The sequence below is a fragment of the Arthrobacter sp. RT-1 genome (assembly GCF_003367205.1).
Lineage (GTDB): Bacteria > Actinomycetota > Actinomycetes > Actinomycetales > Micrococcaceae > Arthrobacter.
On the sequence record NZ_QRGQ01000009.1, the window covers coordinates 89,097 to 107,359 of the forward strand.

An 18,263-nucleotide genomic window follows, 5' to 3' on the forward strand; every position below is an offset into this window, starting at 1 on the left:
GGTGGGCCATCATGGATGCCCTGCGCCGGCAACTGTTCAACATCATCGCTTTTGTGTTCCTGGGCCTTTTCGTCGCCGTGTGGGGCAGCGTGCTGCTCCGCGTCGGGTTCTGGGTGCCGGACGGAAGGACTGCCGCTCCCGCCCTGAACGGCGCATTGGTCACGGCGGCGGGTGTCCTGACCACGTCGCTTAGCTCGCTGACAGCCTCCGCCCTGGGATTTACCATCGCCGAAGTGCGGCACGCTGAGGGGTCTGGCCGCACCGAAACCCCCTTCAGCCCCGGCGACGTCACCGCCAGGCTGTCCGGACGGATCGTCGCGGCCATTGTGGTCTACATGGCGGTGGGGCTGCTGGTCCTGCTCCTCTGGCTGGCCAAGGGCACGGCGTCCACGGACCTGATCGGAGCGTTCGCCCTGTCGCTGCTGGGCTGGCTGATTGGCGCGGCAGGCGTGGTGTTCCAGACCGAAAAGGCTGCATCCTGATGCAATGCGGGGCCGGACGGGACACTAGTCGAACCAGGGGTCGAGTCCGTGGAGCGGGAACACGGATTTGCGGGTGGCCATGACGGTACGGTCCACGGCGTCGTTGGGATCGAAACCGACCTCCCATGACCGCCACCACAGCTCCACGTCGTCGCCCATCAGGCCGGGCGTGGACGTGCCGAATTTCCCTTCCACATAGTCGCGCCAGTCCTGCGGCACCGGCGTACGCAGCGGCACCGGCCGCCCCGCGGCGATGGCCACCAGGTGACTCCAGGACCGCGGCACCACATGCAGGACGTTGTACCCGCCGCCGCCGGTGGCGATCCAGCGGCCGTCGCAGTGGCGCTCGGCGAGATGTCCGACGGCGGATGCCGCCTCCCGCTGGCCGTCAACGCTGAGATTGAGGTGCGTGAGCGGGTCCGTCCGGTGGGAGTCACAGCCGTGCTGGCTTACGATCACTTCGGGTTCGAAGGCGGCCACGAGCTGCGGCACCACGGCGTAAAACGCCCGAAGCCAGCCGGCGTCGCCCGTTCCGGCCGGCAAGGCGATGTTAACGGCCGTCCCCTCCGCCTGCGGCCCGCCGATCTCGTTGGCGAACCCGGTACCGGGGAACAGCGTGAGGCCCGTTTCGTGCAGGGAAAGGGTGAGGACCCGGGGATCGTCCCAGAAGATGCTTTCCGTGCCGTCGCCGTGGTGGGCGTCAACGTCGATATACGCCACCTTGCGGATGCCGCCGTCGAGCAGCTTCTGCACGGCAAGTGCGGCGTCGTTGTAGATGCAGAAGCCGCTGGCACGGTCCCTGGCCGCGTGGTGCATGCCGCCGCCGAAGTTCACGGCGTGCAGGGCTGACCCGTCCAGGATTCGGGACGCAGCCAGCAGGGATCCGCCCGCCAGCCGCGCGGCGGCTTCATGCATCCCGGCAAAGGCGGGGTCGTCCTCGGTGCCCAGGCCGCGGGATTCATCCGATTCGGACGGGTCCTCGCTCACCCGCCGCACCGCAGCAACGAACTCGGCCGAATGCACGGACTCCAGGTCGGCGTCGGCGGCCACCTCGGGGGCTTCCACCGAAACATGCTCAAGATCAAACAGTCCCAGGCTCCGGACCAGGCGTGCCGTTAGGTCCATCCGCTCCGGTGCCATGGGATGGCCGGGTCCGAAGTTGTAGGCGGTCATGTCAGGGCTCCACGCCACCGTCGTTGGCGGCGCGGGCTTGCTGAGACCGGGCAGGTATGTCATCAATCACAGGCTACCGGAGGCCGGGCCCTTGTCCGCCCGGCCATTACGCGGGCATTAGTGGTTTACTACTGAGGGAAGCAGATTCAACCGAGGAAAAGCCACACATGACGCAAAGCCAGTCGAGGCCCCGGAATTCGGCCAGCTGGCACCCCGCGCAGGAGCGGGAGGGCCTCTGGATCCTAACGCGGCTCCGCGACTTCATTGACGACATTGCCAACACTTCCCCTGCCCGGCTTGCCCTGAGCGCGTTCGCCGCCGTCTGCCTGGTGTTCACCTTCCTGCTGTCCTTGCCCGTTTCCTCTGCCACCGGCACCGCAACCCCACTGCACCAGGCAATGTTCACCGCAGTTTCCGCCGTGTGCGTTACAGGCCTCACGGTAGTGTCGACGGCGGTCCACTGGTCCTTCTTCGGCCAGCTGGTGATCCTGATCGGCGTGTTCATCGGCGGCCTGGGCACCCTGACCCTGGCGTCGCTGCTGGCCCTGATGGTGAGCAAACGGCTGGGAGTCCGCGGCAAGATCATTGCGGCGGAATCCATGAACAACGCAGGCCGCCTCGGTGAAGTGGGTACCCTGCTGCGGATCGTCATCACCACCTCCGTGGTCATCGAAGGGATCCTGGCGCTGGCGTTGATCCCACGGTTCCTCACCCTGGGCGAGCCGTTCTGGCAATCCGTGTGGCATGGAATCTTCTACGCCATCTCATCCTTCAACAACGCCGGCTTCACCCCGCACTCGGACGGCATCGTCCCGTACGAGACTGACCTGTGGATCCTGGTTCCCCTGATGCTGGGCGTCTTCCTGGGCAGCCTTGGATTTCCCGTGGTGATGGTCCTGCAGCAGAACGGCTTGAACTGGAAGCGGTGGAACCTGCACACCAAGCTGACCATCCAGGTTTCCTTTATCCTCCTGGTGGCGGGTACGTTCCTGTGGGGCCTGATGGAGTGGGACAACGCGCGGACCATCGGCACGATGGGTTTCGGAGACAAGGTGACACACTCGCTGTTCGCCTCCGTCATGACCCGGTCCGGCGGGTTCAACCTGGTGGACCAGAATCAGATGGAATCCACCACCATGCTCCTGACGGACGCCCTGATGTTCGCCGGCGGCGGCTCAGCGTCGACGGCGGGCGGCATCAAAGTGACCACCATCGCCGTGATGTTCCTGGCCATCGTTGCTGAAGCTCGGGGCGACGCCGACGTCAAGGTGTACGGCAGGACCATCCCGGAGGGCAGCATGCGGGTGGCCATTTCGGTCATCGTTGCCGGCGCCACCCTGGTGTCCGTCTCCGCGTTCCTCCTGCTCCATATCAGCGGCGCGTCCCTGGACCGCGTCCTGTTCGAGACCATTTCCGCGTTCGCCACGGTGGGGCTGAGCACCAACCTCAGCGCGGAGGTTCCGCCCGAGGGCGTGTACGTCCTGACAGCGCTCATGTTTGCGGGCCGTGTAGGCACCGTAACCCTCGCCGCCGCCCTGGCCCTGCGCCAGCGCAGCCAGCTCTACCACTATCCCGAAGAGAGGCCCATCATTGGCTAGTTCCCCAGACGCCCCCAGGCGCCCCGCACACAATGCCCCGGTGCTGGTGATCGGGCTGGGCCGCTTCGGTTCATCCACCGCCGAGCAGCTGGTGAAGCAGGGCCGTGAAGTGCTCGCGATCGAACGGGACCGGACCCTGGTGCAGAAGTGGGCTCCCCTGCTGACCCATGTGGTGGAGGCCGACGCCACCAACATTGACGCACTCCGGCAGCTTGGAGCCCAGGAGTTCAGCTCGGCCGTCGTGGGCGTGGGCACGTCCATTGAGTCTTCCGTGCTGATTACCGTCAACCTGGTGGACCTGGGCATTGAACACTTGTGGGTGAAGGCGATTACACCGTCGCACGGCAAAATCCTCACCCGGATCGGCGCCAACCACGTGATTTATCCGGAAGCGGACGCTGGCGTACGCGCGGCGCACCTGGTGTCCGGGCGCATGCTCGACTTCATCGAATTCGACGACGACTTCGCCATCGTCAAGATGTACCCGCCCCGTGAAACAGTTGGTTTCACGCTTGATGAGTCCAAGGTCCGCTCCAAGTACGGCGTGACGATCGTGGGCGTGAAGTCACCGGGTGAGGACTTCACCTACGCGCGGCCGGAGACCAAGGTGTCCTCGCGGGACATGCTGATCGTGTCCGGCCACGTGGACCTGCTGGAGCGTTTCGCCGCCAGGCCGTAGTCCCCAACCGCACCCTAACCTCGCAAGCTCGGCCAGGGAACCTTGCGGCCGTCGGCCCAATTAGCCGAGCTGTTTAGTGATCTCCGCTGCCCTGTCCGCTGCGGCCTTGGCCCCGGCGGCGATGATGGACGGAATGCCCTGCTCATCAAAGGTGGCGATGGCGCGTTCCGTGGTGCCGTTCGGGCTGGTGACCGCCTTCCGCAGTGCTGACGGGTCGGCACCGGGTTCGGCGAGCATGAGCCCGGCGCCGGCTACGGTTTCGCGGGCCAGGAGCAGGGACAGTTCATGGTCCAGGCCCAGTTCCACCCCCGCGGCGGCCATTGCTTCCGCGAGGTAGAACGCGTAGGCGGGTCCCGAGCCGCTGATGGCCGAGAGCGCGTCCACCTGTTCCTCGGGTACTTCGACGACTGTTCCTGCGCCCTGCAGGATGTCCTTGACCTGCTGGAGCTGTTCAGGGGTGCAGTTGGTGCCGGGCGAAACGGACACCACGCCGCGGCCCAGTTTGGCCGGTGTGTTGGGCATGGTCCGGATGACCGGCTGCCCGGCGGGAAGCGCGGCTTCGAGCTGGGCGATCGACACGGCGGCGGCCACGCTGACCACTACGGTGTTCGGCGAGAGAGCCTCGCTGATTTCCCGGGCGAGGTCCGCGATGCCCACCGGCTTGACGCCAAGAATGACGACGGCGGACCCCTTGGTGGCCTGCCTGTTGTTGTCCGGTTCCTCCTCGCCTGCGATGGCGGTGATGCCGTGGTACCGCTCGGCCAGTTCGGCGGCACGCTCGGCGCGCCGGACCGTGGCCACGACGTCCGCCGGATCCGTGCCAGCTTCCAGCAGGCCGCCGAGAATGGCCTCGTTCATGGATCCACAGCCAAGGAATGCGATTCGGTTGCTCATGGCTCCATCATTGCAGTTAGCCACGGCGGGTGCCGACTTCTTACAGCAACGCGGGGTCGGATAAAGCCCAATTCCTGACCGATTTTGGGCCATGTCTGACCCCGCGTTGGCTGGATTCACAGCTGGCTCACATGTTCAGCGCAGGTCCCTCACAAGTTGCGCCCCTACTGTGGTTACTACCTCATTGAGGGTGCGAGTGATGCGGCAGGCATGGGGATGTCTGCCAGGGCACCGGCGGCTGGCAACAGGTTTTCCCCCATTTTCCTGTTGCCGGCCCCGGTGCTTCCGCTTTTAAAGGCCAGTCCTAGACGGGTGCCTCCACGGCCTGCGGGGCGGCGATATGCGGCGCGGGTTCAAGAGGCCCGGAGAAGACCAGCTGGTCAAGGCGGCGCAGAATGAGGCCTTCGCGCAGGGCCCAGGGACAGATGCGGAGCTTCTTGAATTTGAACAGCTCCAGTGCGGCCTCAGCCACCAGCGCACCGGCTAGGAGCTGGTGTGCGCGCGCCTCGGAGACACCGGGCAGATGCAGCCGGTCTTCAGCTTTCATCGCCGAAATGCGCTGCGCCCAGATCCCAAGGTCGGAGGCGTGCAGTTCCCGCTTGACGTAGGGACCGCCCGCGCTCGGTGCCGCCCCGGCGATCCGGGCCAGGGACCGGAATGTCTTGGAGGTTCCGGCCACCAGGTTGGCCCTGCCCAGGCCGTCGAACTCCCGGACCGCGGGCTTCAGGGTGGCCTGGATGTACCGCCGCAGTTCCTTCACGCTCTTTGCGCTGGGAGGGTCCTCCGCCAGCCAGTCCCGGGTGAGCCGGCTGGCGCCCAGGGGCACTGACGTGGCCACCTCCGGGAGCTCGTCCTGGCCAAAGGCCATCTCGAAGGAACCGCCGCCAATGTCCAGGTTCAGGATGGGGCCGGCACCCCAGCCGTGCCAGCGGCGAACGGCGAAGAAGGTCATGGACGCTTCCTCACTGCCGGTCAGCTCCTGCAGCGTCACGGTGGTTTCATGCTTGACGCGGGCCAGGACCTCGGGACCGTTGGTGGCCTCGCGGATGGCCGACGTACAAAACGCCAGGAGGTCCTCTGCCTTGTGCCGGGCCGCGAACTCCCACGCTTCCAGCACGAATTCGGTGAGTTCGTGCTGCCCGGCGTCGCTGATGCTGCCGTCAGGTTCCAAGTACTGGACCAGGGACAGGGGCCGCTTGTGAGATGCAAAAGGAACCGGGCGCGCACCAGGGTGGGCATCCACCAGCAGAAGATGGACAGTGTTGGACCCGATATCGAGGACGCCTAGTCGCATCCTGCCATTATTCACTGGCGCAGCAGGTGGATTCCAACCGCCACCCAGTCAACGGGTGCAGCAGGTCAATTGTTGCGGCGTCAGTTGGTGGACGGGTCCGTCGGGGCATCGCCGGGGAGTTCGTCCGCGCGCTTGAAATCGCGCTTGATGTTGGCGACGCCCTCGGGGTTGATTTCGAAGCCGTAGGCCGCCCCGGGGTTGATGACCATGCCCAGCTCCTCGCCGATGTTGGCGATGATCGCTGCGCCCTGGGTGCCGAGCACGTTAGGGGCTGCTGCAAGATACTGCTCGTCAACACGGCTGGGGTGCGAGAAGACGGCAAGGACGGGGTCGCCGTCGGAGTTGGCCAGGACCAGGGGCTCCACCTGGGAGTCCTCGCCCTCGATGCCGTCCGAGCTGACGATGTACACCTCGCTGTTGAGGAAGGACAGGATGACGTCCACGGGACTCGCGTCAGGCTCTCCGCCCTTGGCGAGCTTCTCCTCAAGGTCGTTCAGCGGAGTCGGGTCGGCAATTCCGGGCTGTTCAGTCATGCCTCTACCCGATCACGTTCCGGTGCCTCGCGCAAACGCCGGTTGCTGAGCTGTTCGAAACATGGGTTTCGAACAGCTCAGCAACCGGAAGAGATTACTTCTTGGCCGTTGCCTTCTTTTTGGCCGGCGCCTTGCGGGTGGCCGTGCGCTTGACCGGGCCCTTGGCGCGCTTCTCGGCGAGGAGCTCCACGGCCTGTTCGCGGGTGAGTTCCTCCAGCGAGGTGGCGCGCGGAACGGTGATGTTGGTGATCCCGTCGGTGATGTACGGGCCGAACCGGCCTTCCTTCACCACGATGTTCTTCTCGGACACCGGATCGGGGCCGAATTCCGCCAGCGGCGGCACCGCAGCACGGGCACCGCGCTGCTTCGGCTGGGAGTAGATCTCGAGGGCCTGCTCCAGCGTGATGGTGAAGATTTCTTCCTCCGAGCCGATGGACCGGGAGTCCGTCCCCTTCTTCAGGTAGGGGCCAAACCGGCCGTTCTGCACGGTGATGAGGTTCCCTTCGGCGTCCTCGCCCAGGACGCGCGGCAGGCTCATGAGCTGCAGCGCCTCGTCGAGGGTTACGGACTCGACGGTCATGGACTTGAAGAGCGAGCCGGTGCGCGGCTTGGCCTTGACCGGCTTCTTAGGCGGCTTGGGCTTGCCGTTCTTGTAGTACTCCACCGGCTGGTTGGCGATCTGTTCCTCGGTCATCTCGGGGATGACCTCGGTGACATAGGCCCCGTAGCGGCCGTTCTTGGCAACTACGGTGTGGCCCGTGTGCGGGTCGGTGCCCAGCACCCTCTCCTCTGGGGCCGCCGTCTCCATCAGCTCGATGGCCTTGGCCGCCGTCAGTTCATCCGGTGCCAGGTCCTCCGGCACATTGGCGCGCGCCGACTCCACGATTTCCCCGGTCTTGGGGTCGACGGTGGCAGCGGAACTTTCCAGGTACGGACCAAACTTGCCAACCCGCAGCGTGATCTCGTCGGTGATGGGGATGGAGTTGATTTCCCGGGCGTCGATCTCGCCCAGGTTGTTCACGATGCTGAGCAGGCCCGGATCGGAGTCTTCCCCGAAGTAGAAGTGCCGAAGCCAGGAGGCGCCAACGGCCTGGCCGTTGGCGATCTTGTCCAGGTCGCCTTCCATGTCCGCGGTGAACTCATAGTCCACGTAGTCGCTGAAGTGCTGCTCCAGCAGGCGGATGACCGAGAAGGCGATCCAGCTGGGAACCAGGGCTGAGCCCTGCTTCCGGACGTAACCGCGGTCCTGGATGGTGGAGATGGTGGAGGCGTAGGTGGACGGGCGTCCGATGCCCTTCTTCTCCAGCTCCGCCGTCAGCGACGCTTCGGTGTACCGCGGCGGCGGCGAGGTTTCGTGGCCCACGGCGATGATGTCCGAGGCCTTGAGGGCATCGCCCTTGGCAACGTTGGGAAGACGGCGGGCTTCGTCGGAGTCGTCGTCGCCGCGGGTCTCGTCCTTGCCTTCCTCATAGGCTGCAAGGAAGCCGGGGAACGTGATCACGGTGCCGGACGCGGAGAACTCGGCATCCCGCCCGTCCGCAGCCACCGCACCCAGGCGGATGGTCGCCGTCGAGCCCTTGGCATCGCCCATCTGGGATGCAACGGTCCGCTTCCAGATCAGTTCGTACAGCCGGAACTCGTCGCCCGAGAGCTGTTTCGCCACCTGGGCGGGCGTGCGGAAGGAGTCACCGGCGGGACGGATGGCCTCGTGGGCTTCCTGCGCGTTGGCGGACTTGTTGGCGTAAACGCGCGGGGACTGCGGAACGTACTCGGGGCCGTACAGCTCGGCAGCCTGCCGGCGGGCAGCGGTCACGGCTTCGTCGCTCAGCGCGGACGAGTCGGTACGCATATAGGTGATGTAGCCGTTTTCGTACAGCCGCTGGGCAACCTGCATGGTGCTCTTGGAGGAGAACCGCAGCTTGCGGCCCGCTTCCTGCTGCAGTGTGGAGGTGGTGAACGGCGCGGCCGGGCGGCGGGTGTACGGCTTCGTGTCCACGGAACGGACAGTGAACGAGGCATCCTGCAGCCCTGCTGCCAGCGACGTAGCCAGCTCCTCATTGAGGTGCGCCACGTTCTTGGAGGTGAGGACGCCGTCGTCGTTGAAGTCGCGGCCGGTGGCCACCTTGGCGCCGTCAACAGCCGCGAGCTTGGCTTTGAAGGAGCCGGAATCCGCGCCGAACTGGCCGGTGAGGTCCCAGTAGGACGCCGCCTTGAACGCCATGCGTTCGCGTTCCCGGTCCACCACCATGCGGGTGACAACGGACTGCACACGGCCGGCGGACAGGCCGCGCGCCACCTTGCGCCACAGGACCGGGGAGATTTCGTAGCCGTACAGGCGGTCCAGGACGCGGCGGGTTTCCTGGGCGTCCACCAGCGCCGAATCGACATCGCGCAGGTTGCCCATGGCGCGCTGGATGGCTTCCTTGGTGATTTCGCCGAACGTCATCCGGTACACCGGGACCTTGGGCTTGAGCACTTCCAGCAGGTGCCACGCGATGGCTTCGCCCTCGCGGTCCCCATCGGTTGCGAGGTAAAGTTCGTCGGCGTCTTTGAGCGCCGCCTTGAGCTCGGTCACCTTTTTCTTTTTGTCCGCGGACACCACGTAGTACGGCTTGAAGTCGTGCTCGATGTCCACGGCGAACTTGCCCACCGAGGTTTTCTTCAGCTCTGCGGGGAGCTCGGACGGCTGCGGCAGGTCGCGGATGTGACCAATGGAGGCCTCAACGATGAAGCCCTCGCCGAGGTACTTGGCGATGGTCTTGCTCTTGGCCGGAGACTCCACAATCACGAGTTTCTTGCCGGTTTTGGCCTTGCTTGGCACGGTGCTCCTACAGAAAAAGGTTGCTGGGGCAGATGAGCCCATATTGGCCTAGTTCACCATATTTTGGAGAATTGTGCGCATTCCTGTGGAAAACCGGGGGCTGCAGGCAGACGCCGCGGACGCCTAATCGGCAGCAGGAATAAGGAAGCCGTCACGGACCAGGTTTTCCACATCGGCAAGCAGCGCGCCCCGGAAGGTACCGGCGTCAAAACCGCCGTCCGGGCCATCTTCGACGGCACCCATACTGCCGCCCAGCAGGGCCTCCAGCGCACCGGCGATCTGCCCGGCGGACAGGTCGCCGTCGCACGCCGATACAAAGCCGGCCAGTTCCGTACTGAGCAGGTTGGTGCGGCGCAGCCCTGCCCCTTGGCGGAGCAGGATGACGCCCGGGTGCTCCGCGCCCGGCCGCTGGTGCCGCTCCTCCGTGACGTCATCCGCCACCAGCAGGTGCGCGTCCTCAATGTCGTTGGCCGCCAGCCAGTCGCTGCGTTCGACGGCGGCGCCCAGGTGGGGGCCGATGGGCTGCTCGATGGGGTAGGTGATTTCCTCGAACCGGCTGACCGCGACCTGCCCGCCAGTAACGGGACGCCGCAGCCAGACCATGCCGAAGCCGATCCCCTCCACCTGCCGGGATTCAAAGTCGGCGAGGTAGGCCTCATAGGCATCGCGGTAATGCTGCCGGTCCCGGCCTTCCGACGCGTCCTGCAGCCACGTCTCGGCGTACTGTTCCGGGCTGACCTGTTCCCGCTGGATGAACCAGGCGTCCACGTCCGGACCGGCCCAGCTTTGCGGCCGCTCCTGCCACTCGGCGCCGGCCGGTACTTCCCAGTTGCCCAGCATTTGCGCCGTGCCGCCGGGGGCGAGCACGTCCGGCAGTGCCCTGACCAGCGAGGAGACGATCTCGTCGCCCGGCATCCCGCCGTCCCGGTAGGTGAACTGCTCCGCGGCTTCCTCCCCCGGACGCCGCGGGGTGATGACAAAGGGCGGGTTGGATACCACCAGGCCGAATTCCTCACCCGCCACCGGATCCAGGAGCGACCCGAGCCGGAGGCTCACCCGCTTCTCCAGCCGCGCCGGGTCAACAGAGAGGGCCTCGGCGTTGAGCAGGATGTTGAAGCGCGTGAAGGCCAGGGCCCGTTCGGAAATGTCGGTTGCCGTCACGTGCTCGCAGTGGTGGAGGAGGTGGAACGACTGGATCCCGCAGCCCGTACCGAGGTCCAGCGCCCGCTCCGTGTGCCGCCGGATGGTGGTCTGCACCAGTGTGGTGGACGCCTGGCCGATGCCCAGGACGTGGTCATGCCGCAGCACGCCCGGCTGCTGGTGGGCCGCAAGGTCGCTGGCCACCCACAGTTCGGCCCCGCCGCTGCCGTCCTCGTTCGCATCCCAGCCGTAGGGCCGCAGGTCCGCCTTGGCGGCCAGCCGTCCCGAGCCGGGAACGGGCTGCAGCAGCCCCAGCTCCAGCAGGCCCTCGGCGCGGATGCCCGGCAGGGCGGCGTCGAGCGTTTCCCGTTCCTGGGGTTCGGCCAGGAGCCACAGACGGACGACGGCGGCAAGCGCCGCTGCGCCCTCGTCCTCCCGGACGGCGCGCTCGGCAGCGAGCAGGGCAGGGATGATCTGGTCCCGGTTCAACGCAGCCGACGCGGAGGGCCCGAGCAGCCGGGCGACGCCGTCGAGCGTGTAGCCAAGCCGGCGCAGGTCAGCGGCGAGCGCCGTGAGCAGTTCGGGAAGGTCGCTGCGCGGGGCGTCGGGCGTGTTGCCGGCGGTGAACTCGTAATGGGATCTAGGCACCGGACAAGTTTAGTCCGGCGGGATGTGCCGCCCGGGGCTGCGCCAGCCGGCAGTGCAGCCTGGTCCCGCCCAGGCGGTAGCGTGGAAGCATGCCTTCCCGACTTTCCTTCCTTCCGCGCGCCCGCCGCGGAACCGCCGTGCTGACATTCAGCGCCCCGGTGGCCGCGGCCCTTGCATTGGCCGCCTGCGCACCCCTGGTGTCCATCGAGAACGCGGACGTTCCGCAGTGGCGGGCCACCGCGCTGCCCACGGCTTCGGGAACGGTCCTGGCGGACGCCGGCAAGATCCTTAACCGGGACCGCATCATTGAGGAAGCGGCCAACGTTCCCGCAGGCCGCTACACGCTGACAGCCACCTGCGAAGGCGGCGGCAAGGCCTTTTTTGCGGTATCGCTGAACGGCGCCCAGCTGGTGGACCACGGCGCGGCCTGCAACGGCAGCAAGGAAACAACCCGGATCACACTGCCTGAGGCAGGCACCCTGAACATCAGCACCTCCAGCGTGGACGCTCCGCTGATCTACGCCTACCACCTGGTGCCTGCCGAATAGGGAGCGGTGGGGCTATGGCCCGCCGGCGCCGGCAGGCATAAAGTCGGATTATGCCCAGCGTGCGGAAAGCCTCCGCGCCCCGTCCCGTACGGACAGCACGGGCGCCGCTGGCACGGAAGCCGGCGGCCGCCGTCGTCCTGGGCATCGTGCTGGCAGCGGGAACGCTAAGCGGCTGCGAATATACGTACGACGACGGCCGGGACTGGTCCGCCCCGGCGGAGGCGACACCGCTCCCGGGTCCGGTGTTCACTCGTGACCCGCTGCGGCGGGATCCCGTGTCCGAAGCCGAGCTGGAGGGATGGATCTCAGAGACCCTCCCCGACACCCCGCAGACGGTGGTCCACGCGGGGGCCGGGCTGCTGGGCGCCGGGGAGGTGCGGACCGAAGCCACGCCGGTCCTCGGAACCGGCACCTATGCACTGGCCCTTGCCTGCCGGAGCCAGCGGCGGGTGACGTTTACCGTCCGCAGTGATGCGCTCACGCTGGTGGATCTTGGCCTCAGGTGCGGGGTCAACCGCGAAAACGTCATCTACCTCTCCGCGGAGACGGCCCTGACCATCACCGTTGAGGCTCGAACCGGAGCCAACTTTGCCTACCGCGTGCGGCGCCTTTGATCGCGCGCCGGGCGGCAGCTCCAGGGGTGTTCAGGCGGCGCAGCCCTCGGGACACCGCAGCGTTTCCGGACTGGCGGCGCACTCGGCGCAGTAGAGCGTGAGGGTGCGGCAGCTGGGGTTGGAGCAGTTTTCGAACTTACTGGTGGGTGCTGAGCAGCGGGTGCATTCGCCGATGGTCTTGGCGTCCTCGCTGAACTCCAGGTGCATGCGCTTGTCGAAGACGTAGAGGGAGCCTTCCCAGAGGCCCTGGTCCTTGAAGGTTTCGCCGTACCGGACAATGCCGCCGTCCAGCTGGTAGACCTCTTTAAAGCCGCGGTTCACCATGAGGCTTGAGAGCACCTCGCAGCGGATCCCGCCCGTGCAGTACGTGACCACGGGTTTGTCCTTGAGTTCGTCGTACTTGCCGGACTCGAGCTCCTTGATGAAGTCGTGGGTGGTGGCGACATCCGGGACCACCGCGTCCTTGAACCGGCCGATCTGGGCTTCGAACGCGTTCCGCCCGTCGAAGAAGACCACCTCTTCCCCGCTCTGTTTCTTCGCGTCCACCAGCTCGTGCAGCTCTTCCGGCTTCAGGTGCTTGCCGCCGCCCACAACACCGTTGGCGTCCACCGTGAGCTCGCCGGGAGCTCCGAAGGAGACGATCTCGTCGCGCACCTTGACGCTGAGCCTGGGGAAGTCGTCCGCGCCGCCGTCGGACCATTTAACGTCGATGCCGTGGAAGCCCTTGTACTCCCGGGTGGTCTTGACGTACTGCTTCACGGCACCAATTTCGCCGCCTACGGTGGCGTTGATGCCGTCCTTGGAGATGATGATGCGGCCGGTGAGGCCCAGCTTTTCGCAGAGGGCACGCTGCCAGAGACGCACCGCGTCCGGGTCCGCGATGGGGGTAAAGCCGTAAAAAAGGACAATTCGGTTCAAAGCCACGTATTTAAGGGTACCGGCTGGGGTTCCTGGACCGGATCGGCGCCTCCTGCATCACGATTGCATAAGCACTCCGCCGCCCACTGTTGCTGGCGATCGGGCTGGATTAGTGTTCAGTCATGAGCCCGGAAACCATGATTGAAGACATCACAGGCCTTCTTGAAGTGTGGGTGGCCGGCTGGGCCGGCTGCCGCGGATACCAGACGTCCACCGAGGGCCGCTTCCCCGCTGCGCTCCGGGCCGACACCAGCGGGGAATGGGAATTTTTCGCCTCCGACCCAACCCCGGAAGAGTTCGCGGCCTTGGCGGCCAAGACCGCCGAGGTCCCCGCCCGGGTGCTGACCATCCTCACCAACGACGTCGAGCGCTACGCGGGGCTGGCCCGCCAGCACGGGCTGAACGTCACCTCAGATTCGCAAACCATGATGATCGTGGACATGGAAACGCAGGACGCCGAGGACCCGTGGCTTTCGGACGACGACCTGAAGCTGTACCTGTCCGAGCACAACCACGTCCACTACGCGGAAGTGCGCTCCGGCGACACTGTGGCTGCGAGCGGCCGGGTGTTCGTGGTGGGCGATACCGCCGTGTTCGACAAGATCATCACCGAACCGGGATTCCAGCGCCGCGGACTGGGCAGTTTCATCATGCGGGCCCTCGCTGCCCAGGCCTTCGAACACGACGTGGAGACCGGGTTGCTGCTGGCGTCCATTGACGGCCAAAAGCTGTATTCCCATCTGGGCTGGAGCACTGTCTCGCGGGTCCTGATGCTGTCGGCATCCCATGACGGTTCCGACCTTTCCCTGAGCTGACCCTCCTTCTTCGGCAGATCCCGCCGGTCCGGTTACCCCTTGGGCGAACCGGGCCGGCTGGCTCCGTGACGGGTGAAACAATGTTGGGGTGAACCCCCATGACTCCCTGATTCCCCTGCTGGGCCGCGGCCCGGATCCGGAACAGCTCCGTCATGTCCGCACCATCCCGGCCCGCGCCGCCCTGTACGAGCCGTGGCCGGACTGGCTGCACCCTGATGTGGCCGCGGCGTACGGCTCGCTGGGCATCCAGGAGCCGTACCGGCACCAGGTGGAAGCGGCGAACATCGCCCACGGCGGCGAACACGTGGTGGTGGCCACGGGAACGGCGTCCGGAAAGTCGCTGGCCTACCAGCTGCCTGCGCTGGATGCCATCCACCGCTCGGAACTGCGCGTCCTCGCCGACCCCGGCAAGATTCACGACGACGGTGCAGTCACCCTCTATCTCTCCCCCACCAAGGCGCTGGCCGCCGACCAGCTGAACGCGATCCGGGCTCTGAAACTGCCCACGGTGAGGGCGGAAACGTACGACGGCGACACGGACCCTGCCTCCCGGCGCTGGATCCGGGACCACGCCAACTTCATCTTGGCCAACCCCGACATGCTGCACTTCGGCATCCTCCCCAACCACGCCTGGTGGGCCGGGTTCTTCCGCCGCCTCCGCTATGTGATCGTGGACGAAGCCCACAGCTATCGCGGCGTGTTCGGCTCCCACGTGGCCAACCTCATGCGGCGGCTGCGGCGCATCTGTGCCTACTACGGAGCCGGCTCGTCCTTCCCCGAACCCGTGTTTATTGCCGCGTCAGCCACCGCCTCCGATCCCGATGCCTCGTTCTCCAGGCTGATCGGCGCACCGGTCAGGGCGGTCTCCCGGGACTGTTCGCCGCACGGTGCCACCACGGTGGCATTCTGGGAACCTGCCCTCACCGAGGTCCGGGGCGAAAACGGTGCCAAGGAACGGCGCACGGCGGTGGCCGAAACAGCTGACCTGCTGGCCAACCTGGTGTCCGCCCAGGTCCGCACGATTGCCTTCATCAAATCGCGCCGCGGGGCCGAAACCATCTCCTCCATCACCAAGCGCCTGCTGGACGAGGTGGACCCGAGCCTGCCGCAGCGGGTGGCCGCCTACCGGTCCGGTTACCTCCCGGAGGAGCGCCGTGCGGTGGAGAAAGCCCTGCGGTCCGGCCGGCTCCTGGGAGTCTCCAGCACCTCCGCGCTGGAGCTGGGAATCGACATCTCCGGACTGGATGCCGTCCTGGTCGCAGGGTGGCCCGGAACCCGGGCTTCCCTTTTCCAGCAGATCGGGCGGGCCGGCAGGGCCGGGCAGGAGGCCATCGCCGCATTCGTTGCCAGCGACGACCCCCTGGACACGTTCCTGGTGAACCATCCGGAGGCGATCTTCGACGTGTCCGTTGAAGCTACCGTTTTCGACCCCTCCAACCCCTACGTGCTGGGTCCACACCTGTGCGCCGCCGCCGCGGAACTACCGCTGGGCCCGGGCGAGCTGGACCTCTTCGGCAATACGGCGGAAGGGCTCCTGGACAAGCTGGTGGCACAGGGCTACCTTCGACGGCGGCCTGCCGGGTGGTTCTGGACGCATTCCCAGAGCGCCGCGGCCATGGTCAACCTGCGGGCCGACGGCGGCGGTCCCGTCAGCATTGTCGACGCGGAGACGGGCTCCCTCCTCGGCACCATGGACTCGCCGCAGACCCACTACCAGGCGCACAACGGCGCGGTGTACATCCACCAGGGCGACAGCTATGTGGTGGAGGACCTTAACGAGGACGACCACTGCGTGGTGGTGCGCAGGGCCAACCCCGACTACTACACCACCGCGCGGGACGTTACCCAGATCGAGGTCCTGGAAACCCAGCGCACCATGCAGTGGGGCGACATAACAGTCCACTTCGGGGACGTGAAGGTGACCACCCAGGTGATCTCGTTCCAGCGCAAGGCACTGATCTCCAACGAAATCCTGGGCGAGGAACCATTGGAGCTCGGTGCCCGGGAACTGTTCACCAAGGCGGTGTGGTTTGTGGTGGACAACCGGTCCCTTACGGCAGCCGGCCTTATCGAAGCCCAGTTTCCCGGTGCCCTGCACGCGGCCGAACATGCGGCAATCGGGCTCCTCCCCCTGGTGGCATCCAGCGACCGGTGGGACATCGGCGGTGTCTCGACAGCCCTGCACGCCGACACCGGAGTGCCCACCATCTTTGTGTATGACGGGCACCCCGGCGGCGCGGGGTTTGCTGAACGGGGTTTCGATAAGGCGAAGGTGTGGCTGGCTGCCACCCGGGACGCCATCAAGGCCTGTGAGTGCGAATCCGGCTGCCCGTCCTGCGTGCAGTCCCCCAAATGCGGGAACAAGAACAACCCGCTGGACAAGGACGCTGCCGTGACCCTCCTGGACGTCCTGTTGAAGGACGCGACCGAAAAGACCGCAGCCGCCGAACCAAGCGCCGGCATCCGGCCCGCCTAGGGACAGAGTGTTTGGCCGGTGGCGACCCGTCAGGCCAGGATTGGGTGCCCGCCAAGGTGGGGAGCCCGCCAAGGTGGAGTGTCCGGCCAAGAGAGGTTCATGGCTAGGACGGGCGGATGCTAGGGCGGCGGTCCGGCCTGGGCATGGCCGCTTGCCGGGCCCAGCATGGACCGCTCCCTCAGCTCTGTCCTGACCTCGAGGATCTGTCCTGCGCCTTCCGCGCAGCTGAGGACGGCGGCCGCGTGCCGGGCAGCCACCTCAGCTGCCACCGTGCAGGGTTCACCGTCGGTGATGCCCCGCAGCGCATCAGCTCCGGCAAGGGCGGCGAGGTCAGCGGCCGAAGCTGCCCGACTGGCCAGCACTGCAGACTGGGCCAGGAGCAGCATCATGGCCATCACCAGCATGACCACCAGTGCCAGGCCCGCGGCCAGGACAGTTCCGGAACCCCTTTCACCGGAATCCTCCTCCAACCCGGCCCACGACTCGTGCACCCCGCTCCGCACGGCAGCCCTCCTGCTCCGGCTCGTTCTCCAATCAGGCAATGGAACATAGGCCAGGCATCCACCGGTCACGTCCCATCCTCGCGATCAGCGGCCACGCCGGCCCGGAGCACGTCGACCTCAAGCACGGCGGGCTGGAGCGCGGTAGCGGTCTCGCTCCGGGTGGAAGCGCGGGCGGTAAGGGTCCACGGAATCGAGGAACCCAAGGGCCCACCCACCCGGTCGGTAACCGTGATGCTGAACCAGCCGCCCTCGGCCGCGATCGAGGCCGATGCCGTGCCGCCGGCCAAGGTCCGGACTGTCCTTTCGACAGCGGCAGGATCCTCACCCCTGGCGAGGGCGCGGGCGCCGGCTCGTGCCCCCTCCTCAATCCGCAGCTGGGTGACGCCTGCAGCGGCACCTGTCAGGAGCATGGCCAGCAGAGCAACGACGGCGGGTAGAACGACAGCAAACTCGGCGGTTACCGCGCCGCGGGAATCATCAGCGTTCCTTCCGCCGGACATCACAGCTGTGGGGATTCCCCGGCTTCCGCGGCTCATGAGGAGCTTCCGGCCCCGCAGTGGCACGGGCGCAATGGTCACGGCAGCGCCAGGGCTGTACGGATGAGTGTCAGCAGGAAGCCGCGGACCTCGTCGCTTCGGAGGATGAAGACCAGGAGCCCGGCCAGGCCCACGGCCGCGAGCGTGGCGATTGCGTATTCCGCTGTAGCCATGCCTGCTTCGGAGCCCATCAGGCGCACGGCGCGGCCGCTGCTCGGTGCCAGGCTTGCGCCCGGGTAAAGCTCCACGACGTTGGCCGGCAAGGTGCTCTCCCCCCGGCCCGGCCCTGTGCTGCGGCTACGGCTGCCGCTGTGTCCCCTGGGAGCAGGCCTGGAAGCGGCGGGAACGGCAGATCCGGCAAAGTAGCGCCGGTGGTGGTTCATGGACATGTGGTGTTTCCTTTCCTGGGGCCGGTGGTGTTGCCGGCTGTACCGACTCTTCCGGTCCCCCACTGGCGCGGTAAGGCTCCTGCTGCGCTAAGTGGATAAGCCCGGCCGCTGCGCTGGTGTGGAGGACAAGCTGGTGTGGAGGACAAGACCGGACAGCGGGCAGGGATGGGCGGGGCCCGCGTTTAGGAACCGGAAGGAAGCT

The 18,263-nt window shown here is 66.6% G+C and carries 17 protein-coding genes; 7 read left to right on the forward strand and 10 right to left on the reverse strand.

From position 1 onward, the window contains the following. Positions 1–11 precede the first annotated feature (11 nt). Positions 12–482, forward strand: a complete 471-nt coding sequence (locus DXK94_RS09860) for a hypothetical protein (RefSeq protein WP_115524829.1) — start codon at positions 12–14, stop codon at positions 480–482. Between the two features lie 24 nt (positions 483–506). Here the strand turns inward: DXK94_RS09860 and DXK94_RS09865 are convergent, their stop codons facing one another. Next, on the reverse strand, positions 507–1,718 hold the full coding sequence (locus tag DXK94_RS09865; RefSeq protein WP_115524830.1) for an acetoin utilization protein AcuC: 1,212 nt from the start codon (positions 1,716–1,718) through the stop codon (positions 507–509). A 104-nt stretch (positions 1,719–1,822) separates the two neighbouring features. Here DXK94_RS09865 and DXK94_RS09870 point away from each other — a divergent pair, with 104 nt between their 5' ends. Beyond that, positions 1,823–3,253, forward strand: a complete 1,431-nt coding sequence (locus tag DXK94_RS09870) for a TrkH family potassium uptake protein (protein ID WP_115524831.1) — start codon at positions 1,823–1,825, stop codon at positions 3,251–3,253. Positions 3,254–3,293: 40 nt separating this feature from the next. After that, complete coding sequence (locus DXK94_RS09875) at positions 3,294–3,932, forward strand: TrkA family potassium uptake protein (RefSeq protein ID WP_172801511.1); 639 nt, start codon at positions 3,294–3,296, stop codon at positions 3,930–3,932. A gap of 60 nt (positions 3,933–3,992) precedes the next feature. Here the strand turns inward: DXK94_RS09875 and proC are convergent, their stop codons facing one another. From proC to DXK94_RS09900, 5 genes are all read right to left on the reverse strand, one after another. Continuing rightward, entirely contained in the window at positions 3,993–4,826 is an 834-nt protein-coding gene (gene proC / locus DXK94_RS09880) for a pyrroline-5-carboxylate reductase (RefSeq protein WP_115524832.1), read from the reverse strand. A gap of 304 nt (positions 4,827–5,130) precedes the next feature. Next, a complete protein-coding gene (locus DXK94_RS09885) occupies positions 5,131–6,120 on the reverse strand; it encodes a Ppx/GppA phosphatase family protein (RefSeq protein ID WP_115524833.1) in 990 nt (329 codons plus the stop codon). Positions 6,121–6,200: 80 nt separating this feature from the next. Next, positions 6,201–6,653, reverse strand: coding sequence for an SseB family protein (locus tag DXK94_RS09890; protein WP_079597549.1), 453 nt, complete (start codon positions 6,651–6,653; stop codon positions 6,201–6,203). Positions 6,654–6,747: 94 nt separating this feature from the next. Continuing rightward, complete coding sequence (topA, locus tag DXK94_RS09895) at positions 6,748–9,474, reverse strand: type I DNA topoisomerase (RefSeq protein WP_115524834.1); 2,727 nt, start codon at positions 9,472–9,474, stop codon at positions 6,748–6,750. Positions 9,475–9,597: 123 nt separating this feature from the next. After that, entirely contained in the window at positions 9,598–11,262 is a 1,665-nt protein-coding gene (locus DXK94_RS09900) for a methyltransferase (RefSeq protein ID WP_115524835.1), read from the reverse strand. An 89-nt stretch (positions 11,263–11,351) separates the two neighbouring features. Between DXK94_RS09900 and DXK94_RS09905 the strand changes: the two genes are divergently transcribed. Both DXK94_RS09905 and DXK94_RS09910 read left to right on the forward strand, forming a co-directional pair. Beyond that, positions 11,352–11,810 (forward strand): hypothetical protein, encoded by a 459-nt coding sequence (locus DXK94_RS09905; protein WP_079597552.1) that lies wholly within the window; start codon positions 11,352–11,354, stop codon positions 11,808–11,810. 50 nt (positions 11,811–11,860) lie between these two features. Next, a complete protein-coding gene (locus DXK94_RS09910; RefSeq protein WP_079597553.1) occupies positions 11,861–12,424 on the forward strand; it encodes a hypothetical protein in 564 nt (187 codons plus the stop codon). Positions 12,425–12,454: 30 nt separating this feature from the next. Here DXK94_RS09910 and DXK94_RS09915 read toward each other — a convergent pair whose 3' ends face one another. Further along, positions 12,455–13,348: a rhodanese-related sulfurtransferase gene (locus DXK94_RS09915; protein ID WP_115524836.1), complete on the reverse strand. Its 894-nt coding sequence runs from the start codon at positions 13,346–13,348 to the stop codon at positions 12,455–12,457. 116 nt (positions 13,349–13,464) lie between these two features. Between DXK94_RS09915 and DXK94_RS09920 the strand changes: the two genes are divergently transcribed. After that, positions 13,465–14,157 (forward strand): GNAT family N-acetyltransferase, encoded by a 693-nt coding sequence (locus DXK94_RS09920; RefSeq protein WP_115524837.1) that lies wholly within the window; start codon positions 13,465–13,467, stop codon positions 14,155–14,157. Positions 14,158–14,245: 88 nt separating this feature from the next. Further along, positions 14,246–16,633 carry a DEAD/DEAH box helicase gene (locus DXK94_RS09925; RefSeq protein WP_115524838.1) on the forward strand — a complete coding sequence of 796 codons (2,388 nt, stop codon included), beginning with the start codon at positions 14,246–14,248 and terminating at the stop codon, positions 16,631–16,633. A 119-nt stretch (positions 16,634–16,752) separates the two neighbouring features. Here DXK94_RS09925 and DXK94_RS09930 read toward each other — a convergent pair whose 3' ends face one another. From DXK94_RS09930 to DXK94_RS09940, 3 genes are all read right to left on the reverse strand, one after another. Then, positions 16,753–17,136, reverse strand: a complete 384-nt coding sequence (locus DXK94_RS09930) for an Rv3654c family TadE-like protein (RefSeq protein ID WP_258868510.1) — start codon at positions 17,134–17,136, stop codon at positions 16,753–16,755. 65 nt (positions 17,137–17,201) lie between these two features. Continuing rightward, entirely contained in the window at positions 17,202–17,714 is a 513-nt protein-coding gene (locus DXK94_RS09935) for a TadE family type IV pilus minor pilin (RefSeq protein WP_395928825.1), read from the reverse strand. Further along, positions 17,711–18,061 carry a DUF4244 domain-containing protein gene (locus DXK94_RS09940; protein ID WP_115524839.1) on the reverse strand — a complete coding sequence of 117 codons (351 nt, stop codon included), beginning with the start codon at positions 18,059–18,061 and terminating at the stop codon, positions 17,711–17,713. The genes DXK94_RS09935 and DXK94_RS09940 overlap by 4 nt, the downstream gene beginning before the upstream one ends. Between the last annotated feature and the right edge of the window lie 202 nt (positions 18,062–18,263).

Bases quoted from the DNA above. Each gene is read 5' to 3' on its own strand.
- DXK94_RS09890 (WP_079597549.1), bottom strand. From the start codon at position 6,653: ATGACTGAACAGCCCGGAATTGCCGACCCGACTCCGCTGAACGACCTT.
- DXK94_RS09865 (WP_115524830.1), bottom strand. From the start codon at position 1,718: ATGACATACCTGCCCGGTCTCAGCAAGCCCGCGCCGCCAACGACGGTG.
- DXK94_RS09905 (WP_079597552.1), top strand. From the start codon at position 11,352: ATGCCTTCCCGACTTTCCTTCCTTCCGCGCGCCCGCCGCGGAACCGCC.
- DXK94_RS09940 (WP_115524839.1), bottom strand. From the start codon at position 18,061: ATGTCCATGAACCACCACCGGCGCTACTTTGCCGGATCTGCCGTTCCC.
- DXK94_RS09885 (WP_115524833.1), bottom strand. From the start codon at position 6,120: ATGCGACTAGGCGTCCTCGATATCGGGTCCAACACTGTCCATCTTCTG.
- DXK94_RS09860 (WP_115524829.1), top strand. From the start codon at position 12: ATGGATGCCCTGCGCCGGCAACTGTTCAACATCATCGCTTTTGTGTTC.
- DXK94_RS09920 (WP_115524837.1), top strand. From the start codon at position 13,465: ATGAGCCCGGAAACCATGATTGAAGACATCACAGGCCTTCTTGAAGTG.
- DXK94_RS09870 (WP_115524831.1), top strand. From the start codon at position 1,823: ATGACGCAAAGCCAGTCGAGGCCCCGGAATTCGGCCAGCTGGCACCCC.
- proC (WP_115524832.1), bottom strand. From the start codon at position 4,826: ATGAGCAACCGAATCGCATTCCTTGGCTGTGGATCCATGAACGAGGCC.
- DXK94_RS09910 (WP_079597553.1), top strand. From the start codon at position 11,861: ATGCCCAGCGTGCGGAAAGCCTCCGCGCCCCGTCCCGTACGGACAGCA.